This is a genomic window from Mesorhizobium sp. M1004, assembly GCF_040318795.1.
Classification (GTDB): Bacteria; Pseudomonadota; Alphaproteobacteria; order Rhizobiales; family Rhizobiaceae; genus Mesorhizobium.
Genome location: NZ_JAMYNB010000001.1, coordinates 593,733 through 607,314 on the forward strand (window position 1 = coordinate 593,733; position 13,582 = coordinate 607,314).

At 63.9% G+C, this 13,582-nt stretch carries 14 protein-coding genes; 5 read left to right on the forward strand and 9 right to left on the reverse strand.

Going from position 1 to position 13,582, the window contains the following annotated elements:
* Positions 1-3: 3 nt before the first annotated feature.
* Positions 4-1,539 carry an MFS transporter gene (locus tag NKH54_RS02860; RefSeq protein ID WP_353027688.1) on the reverse strand — a complete coding sequence of 512 codons (1,536 nt, stop codon included), beginning with the start codon at positions 1,537-1,539 and terminating at the stop codon, positions 4-6.
* Between the two features lie 146 nt (positions 1,540-1,685).
* Between NKH54_RS02860 and NKH54_RS02865 the strand changes: the two genes are divergently transcribed.
* Positions 1,686-2,582 carry a LysR family transcriptional regulator gene (locus NKH54_RS02865; protein ID WP_352667083.1) on the forward strand — a complete coding sequence of 299 codons (897 nt, stop codon included), beginning with the start codon at positions 1,686-1,688 and terminating at the stop codon, positions 2,580-2,582.
* A 151-nt stretch (positions 2,583-2,733) separates the two neighbouring features.
* Here the strand turns inward: NKH54_RS02865 and NKH54_RS02870 are convergent, their stop codons facing one another.
* The 5 genes from NKH54_RS02870 to NKH54_RS02890 form a co-directional block, all read right to left on the reverse strand.
* Positions 2,734-3,486: an SDR family NAD(P)-dependent oxidoreductase gene (locus NKH54_RS02870; protein ID WP_023733383.1), complete on the reverse strand. Its 753-nt coding sequence runs from the start codon at positions 3,484-3,486 to the stop codon at positions 2,734-2,736.
* Positions 3,487-3,531: 45 nt separating this feature from the next.
* Positions 3,532-4,620: an AbrB family transcriptional regulator gene (locus NKH54_RS02875; RefSeq protein ID WP_353027689.1), complete on the reverse strand. Its 1,089-nt coding sequence runs from the start codon at positions 4,618-4,620 to the stop codon at positions 3,532-3,534.
* A gap of 80 nt (positions 4,621-4,700) precedes the next feature.
* Positions 4,701-5,009: a putative quinol monooxygenase gene (locus tag NKH54_RS02880; protein ID WP_023686181.1), complete on the reverse strand. Its 309-nt coding sequence runs from the start codon at positions 5,007-5,009 to the stop codon at positions 4,701-4,703.
* Between the two features lie 79 nt (positions 5,010-5,088).
* Positions 5,089-5,868: an SDR family NAD(P)-dependent oxidoreductase gene (locus NKH54_RS02885; RefSeq protein WP_023686180.1), complete on the reverse strand. Its 780-nt coding sequence runs from the start codon at positions 5,866-5,868 to the stop codon at positions 5,089-5,091.
* A 73-nt stretch (positions 5,869-5,941) separates the two neighbouring features.
* On the reverse strand, positions 5,942-6,370 hold the full coding sequence (locus NKH54_RS02890; RefSeq protein ID WP_023686179.1) for a DsrE family protein: 429 nt from the start codon (positions 6,368-6,370) through the stop codon (positions 5,942-5,944).
* A gap of 100 nt (positions 6,371-6,470) precedes the next feature.
* Between NKH54_RS02890 and NKH54_RS02895 the strand changes: the two genes are divergently transcribed.
* The 3 genes from NKH54_RS02895 (at position 6,471) to NKH54_RS02905 (ending at position 8,253) form a co-directional block, all read left to right on the forward strand.
* A complete protein-coding gene (locus tag NKH54_RS02895) occupies positions 6,471-7,559 on the forward strand; it encodes a hypothetical protein (protein ID WP_353027690.1) in 1,089 nt (362 codons plus the stop codon).
* Between the two features lie 65 nt (positions 7,560-7,624).
* Entirely contained in the window at positions 7,625-7,870 is a 246-nt protein-coding gene (locus NKH54_RS02900) for an antitoxin (protein ID WP_023724992.1), read from the forward strand.
* Positions 7,867-8,253: a type II toxin-antitoxin system VapC family toxin gene (locus NKH54_RS02905; protein ID WP_023724991.1), complete on the forward strand. Its 387-nt coding sequence runs from the start codon at positions 7,867-7,869 to the stop codon at positions 8,251-8,253. The genes NKH54_RS02900 and NKH54_RS02905 overlap by 4 nt, the downstream gene beginning before the upstream one ends.
* Positions 8,254-8,259: 6 nt before the next feature.
* Here NKH54_RS02905 and NKH54_RS02910 read toward each other — a convergent pair whose 3' ends face one another.
* Complete coding sequence (locus NKH54_RS02910; protein ID WP_196813681.1) at positions 8,260-9,189, reverse strand: cation diffusion facilitator family transporter; 930 nt, start codon at positions 9,187-9,189, stop codon at positions 8,260-8,262.
* Positions 9,190-9,212: 23 nt separating this feature from the next.
* A complete protein-coding gene (locus tag NKH54_RS02915; RefSeq protein ID WP_023713961.1) occupies positions 9,213-11,402 on the reverse strand; it encodes an anthranilate synthase in 2,190 nt (729 codons plus the stop codon).
* Positions 11,403-11,723: 321 nt separating this feature from the next.
* On the opposite strand from NKH54_RS02915, the gene NKH54_RS02920 reads away from it, so the two are divergent.
* Complete coding sequence (locus tag NKH54_RS02920) at positions 11,724-12,494, forward strand: isocitrate lyase/PEP mutase family protein (RefSeq protein ID WP_023683653.1); 771 nt, start codon at positions 11,724-11,726, stop codon at positions 12,492-12,494.
* Between the two features lies 1 nt (position 12,495).
* Here NKH54_RS02920 and NKH54_RS02925 read toward each other — a convergent pair whose 3' ends face one another.
* On the reverse strand, positions 12,496-13,551 hold the full coding sequence (locus NKH54_RS02925; protein WP_023683654.1) for a succinylglutamate desuccinylase/aspartoacylase family protein: 1,056 nt from the start codon (positions 13,549-13,551) through the stop codon (positions 12,496-12,498).
* Positions 13,552-13,582: the final 31 nt, after the last annotated feature.

Sequence of the window (13,582 nt, forward strand, 5' to 3'; positions counted from 1 at the left end):
CAGCTACCCTTCCTGGCAAACCGGCAGAGCAATGGTCTCGTGTTCCACCGCCGATCCACGGCGCAAGCCGAGAAAGACGACAAGGGCGGTGACGATGGTGATTGCCGCCAGCACGATCAGCAGCCTGTCGAACGCGATCTCATAGGCCTGGACCAGGACCGTGGCTCCGGCACCCGGCAAGCGGGGTGCCGCTTCGCCGATGTTGCCGGTCACCAGCAGCTGCGCGGCGGCGGTTGCATCCAGGGAAGACGCCGTTCCCTGAGCCGCCAGTTGGGCTGCCGTGAAACCCGACAGGACTGCCATGACGATCGCCAGCGCCACGCCTTCGCAAGCGACGCGGGTGGTGTTGAAGATGCCGACCGCCATGCCGGCACGCTCTTTCGGCACGACGCCGACGGCAAGTCCGTCCATCAGCCCCCAGGGCAAGGCGATGCCGACGCCGATGAGGATCAGCGGCGCCACCAGCGCTGCGGCGACAGGCGGTGTCAGGCTCAGCCAGACAAGGCCGCCGGCGGCCACAAGCAGGCCGACACCGCAGATCGTTGCCGGAGCGATCCAGCGCGCTACCTGGCCGGCGAGCAGTGGTAGGATCAACAGCGGTCCCGACAGGCAGATCATCAACTGCCCCGCCTTGATCTCGCTCATCCCCTCGATGCCGATGAAGCGGATCGGCAACAGCACCAGCAGGACGACGAAGCCATAGGCGGGAGCGGCCGCCAGGAACTGGACGCCGACGAAGCGGGGAAAGCGGAACAGCGAGAGATCGAGCATCGGCCGGCGCACGCGCCGCTCGACGACGACGAAAGCGGCAAAGCAAAGGGCGGCCGCCACGAGAAGCGCGATCACCAGGGGATCGGTCCAGCCGCTCTGCGGCGCTTGCAGCACGCCGTAGGTCAGCGATGCCAGCGCGATCGTAAAGGTGCCGGCTCCCGCCCAGTCGAGGCCGGTCGCATCCGGATCGCGCGATTCCCTGATGGTGCGCAGGCCGAGCAAAGCGGCTGCAATCGCGAGCACTGCCACCAAGACGAAGATCGATCGCCAGCCGAAAGCATCTATGAGCAGGCCCGACGCGATCGGCCCAAAAGCGAGGCCGATGCCGAAACTGGTGCCGAGGAAGGAGAAGGCGCGCAGCCGCAATGGCCCATCGAATTCCTGGGCAAGAGCGGAGGCGCCGCCGGCAAAGGCGGCGGCACTGCCGAGCCCTTGCGCAGCCCTGAGCACATCGAACCAGACGATATCAGGGGCAAACATCGATCCCAGCGATGCCAGCACATAGGTGGCGAGGCCAACAAGGAAGAGCCGCTTGCGGCCATGATTGTCGGCCAGCGCGCCTGATGCCATCAAGGTGGCGGCGAAGGTCAGCATGAAGGCGTTGGTCACCCAGTTGAGCGCGATCGGCCTGCCGCCGAGGTCGGCCGCAATGCGGGAAAGCGCGACGGCCGGGCCGGTGAAGGTCAAGGGCATTGTCATGGCGGCAAGGCATACCGACAACAGGACAAGCCATGGCGCGACCGCGCCGTTTGTGGTCTTCGAGGTCATGGATTTCCTATCTGAACCAGGATCCGCCGGCCTGCCGCAAGCTTGCTGCGCCGGTCGTAACGGGAAGATAGGCCCGCGACACTTCGAGAAAAATAGTGTTAAATCTCCAGATATATCGGACTGAAACGCTCGAATGGAGAGATGCGATGGAACGTCTCAATGGGCTCCTGGCCTTTGCCCGCACGGCTGAGTTCGGCAGCTTCATCGCTGCGGGCCGCACGCTCGGCATCTCGGCATCGGCCGTCGGCAAGAGCGTCGCCAGGCTCGAGCGGGATCTCGGCGTAAGGTTGCTTCAGCGCAGCACGCGCCGCATCGGCCTGACCGAAGAGGGCAAGCTGTTCAACGAGCGGGTGCGGCGCATCCTCGACGACATCGACGATGCCGAGGCGATGCTGTCGCGGAGCCGCGAAACACCGCATGGGCGGCTGCGCGTTTCGACGCCGATCGTGACCTATCACCTGCTGTTCCCGGTGCTGTCGGAGTTCATGGCGCGCTATCCCGAAATCGAACTCGACATCGACTTCAACGACCGCATCGTCGACCTCATCGACGAAGGCGTCGACATCGCGATCCGCAGCGGCGACCTGCCGGATTCGCGCCTGGTGGCGCGGCCGCTTGCACCCTTCCGGCTGCTGTTGTGTGCGGCACCCTCCTATATCGAGCAGCACGGCAACCCGAGCGGTCCGGACGATCTCGTGAACCATTACGGCATCCGCTTCCGCTTTCCCAACAGCGGCAAGCTGCAAGGCTGGCCGTTCATCGGCGGCAGCGCCGAGCCGCAGGTCCGCTCGATGCTGACCTGCAACAACACGGAGGCGCTGAAGGGCGCCACGATGGCCGGGCTCGGCATCAGCTCGATGCCCGATTTCCTGGTCCGCGAGGCGCTGCGTGACGGCCTGCTGCGCACGGTGCTGGACGACCATGTCGACGGCCGCGGCCAGTTCCGGTTGCTGTGGCCGTCCAATCGTCATTTGTCGCCGAAGGTTCGCGCCTTCGTCGATTTCCTTCCCGACCGGCTTGCCGCGACGCTGGGCGGCTCTTAGAGCATGATCCCAAAAAGTGGGTACCGGTTTTTGGAAAAGGTCATGCTCCAACAAAGGGTTAGATCATGATGAAATTTCAACGAAATCTCATCATGATCTAGTCCTTCGCGGCGCCGACAGCGACGGCGACAGCAAGGAACAGCGACGCTTCTCAGTAGGTGGCGCGGCCGCCGGAGAGATCGAACGTTGCGCCGGTGGTGAAGGAATTTTCGTCCGATAGCATGAAGGCGATCATCGCAGCCGCCTCTTCGACTTCGACGAACCGGCCTCGCGGCACCTTGCCCAGCATGTAGGCGACCTGGGCCTCAGTGAGCTGTTCGAGGATGCGGGTGCGGGCGGGCGATGGGGTCAGCGCGTTGACGGCGATGTCGTGGCCGGCCAGTTCCTTACCGAGCGATTTTGTCAGCGCGAGCACGCCGGCTTTGGCGGCGGAATAGGCGGCGGCATTCGGATTGCCTTCCTTGCCTGCGACCGAGGCGATGTTGACGATGCGGCCGTAGCTGCGCGCGATCATGCCGGGCACCAGGCGCTTGCAGCAGTAGAAGACGCCGTTGAGGTCGATGTCGATTATCTGGCGCCAGGCGGCAGGATCATAATCCGCCACCGTCGCTGCCGGTCCGGCGATGCCGGCATTGTTTACCAGCAGATCGACCGGACCAAGCGAGCGCTCGGTTTCCGTCGCGGCGCTGTCGACGGCCTCGATCAGCGATTGATCGCACAGCAAACCCTCGACCCGGCCGAGCGGGGCGAGTTCGGAAACGGCCTTCGCCATGGCGGTCTCGTCCACATCCCAGATGGCGACGCTGGCACCCGATGACAGCAGTCGCCGGGCGACGGCAAGGCCGATGCCTTGCGCGCCGCCGGTCACCACGGCGACCCGGCCTGAGAGATCGACGGCATTCACACGACGGTTCATGGGCACTTTTCCTCTTCCCTGCATATTTGAATCTCAGTCCCTGACGGCTCTCGCCACCAGCCGCGCTATGCTCGGCCCGGCGATGAGCACGACCAGGAAGCGGGCCGACTGCAAGGCCATGACGAAGGATATGTCGACGTTCTGGGCGGCGGCGGCAATGATGGCGACGCTGTCCATGCCGCCGGGGCTCGTCGCGAGATAGGCGGTCAGCGGATCGATACCAAGGACGTGGCTGATCAGCCAGGCTAGCCCGCCGCAAAAGGCGATGAGCACGACGATAGAGCCGACGATCTGCGGCAGCGCCCGTGTCGCATGACGCAGGATCGCCCGGGTAAAATTCAGCCCTATCGACCAGCCGACCATCGCATAGGAGAGCGCCAGCAGCCATGGCGGCAATTGCATCTCCGCGCCGAAGCCGAGATGGACGATGGTGCCGATGATGAAGGTGCCGAGGAAGAAGGGTGACGGCAGCCGGCACAACCGGCCGAGCAGGCCGCCGACCAGCGCCACGCCGAGCGTGGCGGCAAAGGCTGCCGGTTCGATCGGCGGGAACCAGACGATGGCTGGTACCTCGATGCCCGAAGTGTCGACCCACATCTTGGCGACGAGTGCTGCCGTCATCGAGACGAAGATGACGCGCAGATACTGCATGAAGGCGACGAGGCGCTGATCGGCGCCGAAGGCACCGGCCATCAGCACCATGGCAGTGGCAGCACCCGGCGACGAGCCCCAGACCGCGGTGGTGCCGGGCAGGATGCGCCAGCGGCTGATCAACCAGCCAAGCAGGCTGGACGCCGCAAGGGTCGCCAGCACCACGACAAGGACCAGCGGCCATTCCTTGTAGAACACCGAAAAAATGTCGGTGGAGATCGACGCCGCGACCAGACAGCCGACCAAGGCCTGGGCGGCGGCGAACAGCGGCCGCGGCACGCGCACCGTGGCGCCATTGGTGCCGGCAAGGATCGCCGCCAACATCGGGCCGATCAGCAGCGCCGCCGGCAGTGCGGCGTATTCCAGCGCGCCGGCGAACAGCAGCGAGACGATCAGCAGCACCAGCCACTGCCGAACCGGACGCATGCGCGCCATGCGTTCGACGGCCGGTTGGTCTGGCGAAGAGTCCATGTTTGGGTCTTAGACCTGGAAGAGAAAAATGCGAACGCTGTCTCGGACGAAATTCACGACCCCGACCCCGCGTTGGGATGTCACTCGTTCTTGATGGCGGGCAGGCCGAAACCGCCGGCCGGATGGGTCTCGACCTGGAATTCGAAGCCGGCGATGATCGGCCGGGCCTTGGCGATCGCTGCCTGGACCTCCGGCAGCTGCAGCGAAGCCTTGTGGCTTGCGGCGTCGGTCCACACTTCGGTCACCCAGATCGCGTCGGCATCGGCCGGGTCGCGGGCGATGACATAACTTAGGCAACCCGGCATGGCGCCGGTCGAGGCGAGCAGCACATCCATGATCGCGTCGCGCTGGCCGCGCGACGCCCGCATCTTTCCGATCAATCCGTACATTGCCTCTCCCCTTTCTTCCAACCTCAGCAAACGTGCGCACGACATGCATGGTTGCGAGACGCAGTATGCAATTGCCGGCTCACGGCATCAACTGGCCACCGTTCACCTCGATCACCTGGCCGGTGATGTAACCACTCAGGAGATCGGAGGACAGGAAGAGATAGGCGCCGACGCAGTCTTCGGCCGTGCCGGCACGCCCTTGAGGAATGGTGGCGACCATGCCCTTCATCTGCTCGTCGGTGGAATAGCGCTCATGGAAGGGTGTCGCGATGGTGCCCGGCGCCACCGCGTTGACGCGGATGCCGAAGCCGATCAGTTCCTTGGCCATGCCGCGCGTCACATTGGAGACAAAGGCCTTGGCCGAACCGTACAGCCCGGCGCCGCCGCCAGCGCCATTGCGCGCCGCGATCGACGAGGTGTTGACGATGAAGCCGCCCTGCTTCTTCAGCCATGGCATCGCCTTGCGCGAGGCCGTCAGCACCGAGCGGGCGTTGAGGTCCATCACCGCGTCGTAGTGCGCCTCGGTCTGCTCCGCATAAGGTACGCGGCCGAGCATGCCGCCGGCATTGTTGATCAGCCCGTCGAGCCGCCCGAATGTTTCGGCGCTCTCCTCGACTACCCGCTCGACATCGGCTGCCTGTGAGAAGTCGCCCTGTGTCAGGAACACCTCACCGCCGCTGTCGCGGATGTTTTTGGCCAGCGTTTCTGCGGCCTCCCGGCTCGAATTGTAGTGCAGGGCGACCCGGCATTTCTGGGCGGCGTAGGCCAGTGCAAGGGCGGCACCGATGCCGGTCGAAGCGCCGGTGACCAGCACCGCCTTGCCGGCAAGATCGGGGATGACGAGGGTGGTCGCGGTCATGAGCACTTTCCTTCGGGCTGTTTGGCCACCCTTCGTAGGCTCTCATGGCCTTCACGTTCAAGCCCGTGGCGGCTCAGGGCCGGAGATAGGCGTAGCCCTGGCGCTGCAGTTCGGCGAGCTTGACGACGCCGCCCTTGTCGGCGGCGTGGAAGCCCTCGAGCAGGTCGGCAAGCGTGATCTCCATGCCTTGCATGGTGTTGCCGCAGGCATGCGGCTCAAGGCCCTGCTGGACAAGGCCGGCAAAGCGTCCCGAGATCGCCGCCGATATGCCTTTCGACTTGAAGCCGGCGAGGGCCGGACCATGCACGACCAACACGATGTCGACATTGCCGCCGGTGCCTTCATAGTGGTTCTTGATGTTGCCGAGCACGAAGTTGACCTTATCGAGGTCGCTGAGGTGATAGGCGACCTTCGGTCTGTCTTCAGCGGCGGCGGCCCGGCTCAGCCCGAACAGGCCGGCGGCACCGGCAAGGCTGGCCCGGAACATGTCGCGTCGACGCATGGCATCCTCTCGGCTTGGCGCTCCCCGCAAATTGCGTGGCTGCGGCCATGATACTAGCATAGATTCACGTTACGTCCTGTCGATGCGAGGAGGGGGTCACATGGCGTTCAGGAAGTGGAAGGTTGTTGCCAGCGCTGGATTTGGCGCCGTGCTGCTCGGCGCGCTTGCGGGTTCGGCCGCGGCCGACGATGTGCTTAAATTACCCGAACTCAGCCCGAATGGCGCCGATGCCTGTTTCGGCCGCGTCTATGATGCGGCGCACCTCAAGGCGCATCCAAAGCAGAAGGTGGCGCGGATCTTCTTCCTCTATGGCCATGATCCGGTGAGCCATCCGAACGAGGAGCCGATGGCAAACGCCGACACCTCCTACAACGGTTTTCTCACCACCATGGTGCGCGGCGCCAAGGCGCCGCAATGGGCCGGCGGCTGGTGCAATCACGAGTCCGAGGACGGCAAGTCAGGTCCGATCCGCTGCGGCATGGACTGCGACCGCACCATGGCGTCGCTGAAGCTCGATGACAAAGGCCGCCTGATCCTCACCGACGTCTCGTCCGATCTCTATCTCGACGCCGGATCGGAAGACGAACTGGGCGAAGCCGAATATGACCGGCAGGCTCTGGGCTCGGAGGACAACAATTTCCGCCTCGACCCGATGCCGGCCGCAACCTGCCAGGCTGAATTCGCCAAGATCGACCCGATCGATCCGGCGCTTGGGGCTCCCTTGCGCGAGCGACTGAAGCCGGACCAGCCTTTCTGTTTCGGGCGAGACTACGATGCCGCGCATCTCTCCTCGCATCCCGACCAGGTGACGCAGTCGATCCGGGTCTTCCGCGGGCCGGTCGAACTCGCCTCCTTTGCCTCAGGCGATGTCGCCAACTGGCCCGACGGCTCCGATGTCGCCGTTTCGGTGACCACCAGGAAGAACGGGACGAAGGTCACGCAGACCTATTCCTGCCAGGGCGAAGCGGATCAATGGCGCTGCGCGGCCAGTTCGAAGATGAGCAACTTTTCCTGCGATATCGCGCAAAAGGAAATCTTCCTCAAGCGCGGCGCCAACGGCACCCTGATGCTGGCCAACCCTAATAGCAGCCTGGCGATTGTCGATCTGTGCTCGGCGGATGGCAAGACCAAGTCCGATGACAAGGTCTACCGTTTGGAGGCTATGCCGCAGTCGGCCTGCACTCGTTGAGTTCGATCTTGTCTATGACGCTACCATGGTATATATCTTTGCTATATCTCATTTGAGGATAGCACATGGACAAGGCAAAGGTGTTCTGGTCAGGCCGGTCACAAGCTGTGCGCTTGCCTAAGGAGTTTCGGTTCGAGGCAGACGAGGTTTCGATCCGTCGTCATGGGCAAACTGTCATCTTGGAGCCGCTTGCGCAGGATTGGGCATGGCTCGACCAGGTCATCGGACCGGTTGACGACGATTTCGTCCAGGGAGCGCTGGAGCGTCAGGATGGTCAGGATCGACCTGCTTTGGATGACCTCTTTAAGTGACCTACCTGCTCGACACGAATGCCGTCATAGCGATCATCGCGGGCGACGAGGGTCTGCTGGCTTTGCTCAAACGGCATGCACCACAAGACTTTGCTCTCTCGGCGGTCGTTTTGCATGAGCTGTACTACGGCGCTGAAAAGAGCCAGCGAAAGGTCCAAAATCTGGCGCGCATCGAAGCTTTGCAGTTCCCGGTACTTGAATTCGACCGAGACGACGCGAGACATGCCGGCGAGATTCGTGCTGGGCTTGCGGCACTGGGAACCCCGATTGGTCCCTACGATGCGCTGATTGGCGGGCAGGCACGTGCTCGGGACCTCACGCTGATAACCCGCAATATCCGGGAATTCGAGCGGATCAAAGATCTCACTATCGAAACGTGGTAACTCGCCTCACGCGAACGGCACCGCCGTCGTGCCTTTCGGCAGCTTCGCCTCGTCGTCCGGCTCGACATGGATGGTGACGCGCACGGAGGGGATTTCAGCCTTCAGCGCGTCCTCGATGCGGTCGCAAATGACGTGGCTGGCGCCGACCGTCATGTCGGCGTCGACGACCAGGTGGAACTCGATGAAGGTGGCGCGGCCGGCGATTCGGGTCTTGAGGTCATGAACCTCCAGCGCGCCCTTGCAATTGGCCGAGATGATGTCGCGAATGTGCATGTGTTCGGTCGTGTCCACTGCGCGGTCCATCAGCCCGTTCATCGACGAGCCGATGACGTGCCAGCCCTGCCACAGGATGTTGAGCGCGACGATGACGGCAAGCGCCGGATCAAGGATCTGCCAACCGGTCAGGATAGCGCCGACGAGGCCGCCGAAGACGCCGACCGAGGTCACGACGTCGGTCATGATGTGCCGGCCGTCGGCGACCAGCGCCGGTGATTTTGCGCTGCGCCCGGCGCGGATCAGCGTCCAGGCCCAGAAGGCGTTGATGACGGTGGCGACGCCGTTGATCGCCAGGCCCTCCCAGGGTTGTTCGAGCGGGGTCGGCGTCTGCCAGGAGCGCCAGACCTCGTTGAGGATCAAAAGCGCGGCGAGCACGATCAGCACGCCTTCCAGCACCGCCGAAAAATACTCGGCCTTGTGGTGGCCGAACGGATGGTCCTGGTCGGCCGGCTTGTAGCTGACCAGGACCGCCCAATAGGCGGCGGCCGAGGCTATGACGTTGACGATCGACTCCAGCGCATCCGAATAGAGCGCAACGGAGCCGGTGACGTACCATGCGGCAAGCTTGAGCGCGAGCACCACGCAGGCGATGACAATCGACCAGAAGGCAAGGCTGGCGATCCTTTGCCTGGCCGCTGCCTTCGCTGCGATCGCCGCCATGTTGTCCGTCGCCGCCATCGTTTCTAAGCGGCCTTTTCCTTGGCCTTGCGCGGCAGATGCGCAACGATGTTTTCGATGATGCGCATGCCGGCATTGTGGCCGAGCGTCATGATCGATTCCGGATGGAACTGGACGGCGGCGATCGGCTCCTTGCGGTGTTCGAAGGCCATGATGATGCCATCCTCGGTCTCGGCGGTGACGATGAAATCGTCGGGCAGCCGCACCGGATCGGCAAAGATCGAGTGGTAGCGGCCGACGGTCACTTCCTTGGGCAGGCCGGAGAAGATGATTCCGGGCTTGGAGACGCGGATGCGCGACGGCTTGCCGTGCATCGGCACGTGCAACTGCCTGAGTTCGCCGCCATAGGCCTCGGCCAGCGCCTGCAGGCCAAGGCAGACACCGAAGATCGGCAGGTCGCGGGCGCGGGCGTTCTTGATGGTCGCGGCGCAGTCGAAATCCTTCGGCGTGCCCGGTCCGGGCGACAGCACGACGAGATCGGGCTTCAGCCGTTCGAAGACTTCTTCCGGCACCGGCGAACGCACGGTCGAGACATTGGCACCGGTCTGGCGGAAATAGTTGGCCAGTGTGTGGACAAAGGAGTCTTCGTGGTCGACGAGCAGGATGTTGACGCCGTCGCCGACGCGCGCGGTGGTGCGTTCGGCGCCTGCGGCATTGCCCAATTTGGCGTCGCGAATGGCGGAGAGCATGGCGGATGCCTTCAGTTCGGTTTCGGCTTCTTCTTCCTCGGGGATGCTGTCGAAGAGCAATGTGGCGCCGGCTCGCACCTCGGCAATGCCGTCCTTGATGCGGATGGTGCGGAGCGTCAGGCCGGTGTTCATGTCGCCGTTGAAATTGACCATGCCGATGGCGCCGCCATACCAGGCACGCGGGCTCTTTTCGTTCTGCTCGATGAAGCGCATCGCCCACAGTTTCGGCGCACCGGTGACGGTGACCGCCCAGGCATGCGACAGGAAGGCGTCGAAGGCATCCATGCCTTCGCGCAGGCGCCCTTCGATGTGATCGACGGTGTGGATCAGGCGTGAATACATCTCGATCTGGCGGCGGCCGATGACGCGCACCGAGCCCGGATCGCAGACCCTGGACTTGTCGTTGCGGTCGACGTCCGAGCACATGGTCAGCTCGGATTCATCCTTCTTGGAATTGAGCAGCTTCAGGATCTGCTCGCTGTCGGAAATGGCGTCGTCGCCGCGCTTGATGGTGCCGGAGATCGGGCAGGTCTCTACGCGGCGGCCGTTGACGCGCACGAACATTTCGGGCGAGGCGCCGATCAGATACTCGTTTTCGCCGAGATTGATGAAGAAGGAATAGGGCGACGGGTTGATCGACTTCAGCTTGCGCGAGATTTCGGAAGGCTGCGTCTCGCAGCGTTCGTAGAACATCTGCCCGGGCACGACCTCGAACAGGTCGCCGCGCTTGAAACTGTCCATCGCCTTGCGCACCAGATTGGCATATTCGCCCGGCTCATGGTCGCCGCGCGGCGGGATGCGGTCGGCGGTCTTGAACGGTTCGGTAATTTCGTCCCGCGGCAGCCCCTCGGTTGAAAAACCGTCGCCGGAATAGTCGTAGCGGTCGGTCCAGGCCTTGGTCGAATAATGGTCGACGACCAGGATCTCGTCAGGCAGGAACAGCACGAGATCGCGCTGGCTCTGTTTGCGCTCGAGCTTGTAGTCGACTGGATCGAACTGGAAGGCGAGGTCGTAACCGAAGGCGCCGTAAAGGCCGAGATTGGCGTCTTCATCGGTCTTGAACAAAGCGGTGATGGCGCGCAGCACAGTAAACACAGAGGGGACGCGGCTGCGCTCTTCCTCGGTGAAGACGCGGCCGGGCTTGGCGACATCGAGGCGGATCAGCTTTTTCGAGGTTTCAGCAATCGTCACCTCGGCAACGCCGGCCAGCGTCTTGCCGATCACCGGCAGCAGCACTTCGCCACGGCCATTCAGCGCCTCGATGCGCATGGCGCGGCCACGCGCGGAAATCACCAGCGGCGGATCGATGATGGCCGTATCCCAGCGTGTGTAGCGGCCCGGATATTCGTAATTCGAGGAAAACACCGCACCACGGCGCGAGTTCAAGCCATCGACATAGGCATCGATCGCACCGGCGTAAGGCTTGTCGTGGCGTTCGCGGGTGATGGTGACACCACCTGCGGTCACGAAGCTTTCCGCGCCGTTTTCCAGAGCCTTGATCGTCATTGCCGTCTCCATATGGCTTGTTGGGGCAACGGACCCGGGACTGGCTTTGAAAAAACAAATGGCCGCCCGGACATTCCGTTGCGGCCACCCTCTATTTTCACGCGCACGCGTTCGAACAGGCCGCTGTCAGCGAGCCCACCACCAAATGGTCTTGATCGAGCGCATGTTCATGGGCGAAATCCATAGCGGCGAAAAGCCGGATGCGCAACAGGTTTGAAAGGCCTGTTTGTGGCCGCCGCTTCCGCAGCCCATGGCACATCGCCAAGGCTTGGGGTCCTGCCTAGACTGTTCGTCCAACATCGGAAAGACGGGAAGACAGCAATGACCGAGCAGATCGAGCGCGCACGCAGGTTCCATGCGCTCCACGTCAGGGGCAACCCGATCGTTCTCTACAATGCCTGGGATCCGGGCTCGGCCAAGATCGTCGAGAAGGCGGGCGCCAAGGCGATCGCCACCGGAAGCTGGCCGGTCGCGGCTGCTTTTGGTTATGCCGATGGCGAGAAAATTCCGCTGGAGCTAGCGCTGGACAACATCAGGCGCATCGTGGCGGCAGTCGACCTGCCGGTGACCATGGACCTCGAAGGCGGCTACGGCGTCGAGCCGGAGACTGTCGCCCAGACGGTGACACGTGCCCTGCAGGCCGGCGCCATCGGTTTCAATTTCGAGGACCAGATCGTCGGCGGCGCCGGTCTGCACGACATCGCCATACAGGTGAAGCGCATCGAGGCGGCAGCGGCGGCGGTGAAGGCTTCCGGCATTCCCGCCTTTATCAACGCCCGTACCGACATTTTCCTCAAGGCCAAGCCGGATGCGCATGACAGCGTGCTGCTCGACCAGGCCATCGAGCGGGCGCACGCTTATGAAAAGGCAGGAGCGAGCGGCTTCTTTGCGCCGGGGCTCGGCGACGAGGGTCTGATCGAGGCGCTGTGCAAGGCGACGGCATTGCCGGTCAACATCATCGCGCTGGCGCATGTGCCGCCGCGCCAGCGCCTGGCCGAGCTTGGTGTCGCCCGTGTCAGCCACGGCCCGGTGCCGTACCGGCAGATGGCCGAATGGCTGGAGGCCAAGGCGCGGCTGGCGATTTCGGGTTAGCTCAGTCCTCCAGCGTGCCTGACCTCGCGTCGGCGCTCTTCTTGTCGCCGACCAGCTTCAAGAGATCCTCGCCGGCGCGGATGATGCGGCGCGAGCGGCGGGTCAGGATGACGCCGTCCTGCGGCGCCAGCACTTCGGTGCGGCCGCCGGCCTCGCCCGGTGTGTGGACGATGGTGGCGAGGCGCGCGCCCTTGGCGACGCGGTCGCCGGGCTTGACGTCGTAGAGGATGGCGCCGGCCCGGGGCGCCGGCATCATGTCGATGTTCTCCAGCGGCGCGACGAGGCCCTTGAACGGGCCGGGTTCGGGAAGGGCGGCATCGGCGATCACGCCGCGCGCTACCAGCAGCCGGTAGAGGCCTTCGGCATCGGAATTTGCCAGCGTGCCGTCGACATCCAGCATGCCACGGTATTCTACCGTGGTGGCAACGCGGCGGTCGAGCTTCGCCACGTTGGCGGGGACGTTCTGGTAGGGCATGATCGTGGCGCCCTCGAAGGTGCCGTCCGTGTCCTCGCTCCACAACACCACCGCGTCGATGCCCATGGCGGCGGCGCAATCGGCCATCGCCGGCCACAGGCTGGTGTGGACGTAGAGATAGGCCAGGCCCTCGTCGTCGCAATGCAGGTCGAGCACGATGTCGTGGCCGAGCGACAGCTGCACCAAACGGGTCTTCAATCGCTGGTCGGGGGTGCCAAGCGTGGTGTCGGGCAAAAGCTTGGCGTCCGGTGCTGCGAGCAACGGAAAGCCGCGGTTGAAATTGTTGCGGGTGCCGAGATGAAAGCGGCCCTCGTGCTCGCCGAAATGATATTGCGCGCGGCCGATCGGATTGGCCCAGGGCACGACCGTGATGTTGCCATTGATGCGGCCTTCAGCTTCGGCCTTGTTCAGCGCCGGCATCGAGGCGTCGATGGCGACGACACCAGGCAGTTCGCCGGCGTGGAGTGCCGCCTGCAGATAGGCCGAGGGTGCGGCCTTATCAGTGCCGGCGAAGCGGAACACCGGGAATTCGTAGGAAACGCCTTCGGTGTCGCCGGCGATGCGTTCGATCGATTTCTGCATGGGATGCCTCCAGGATAAGAGGCAGAACACA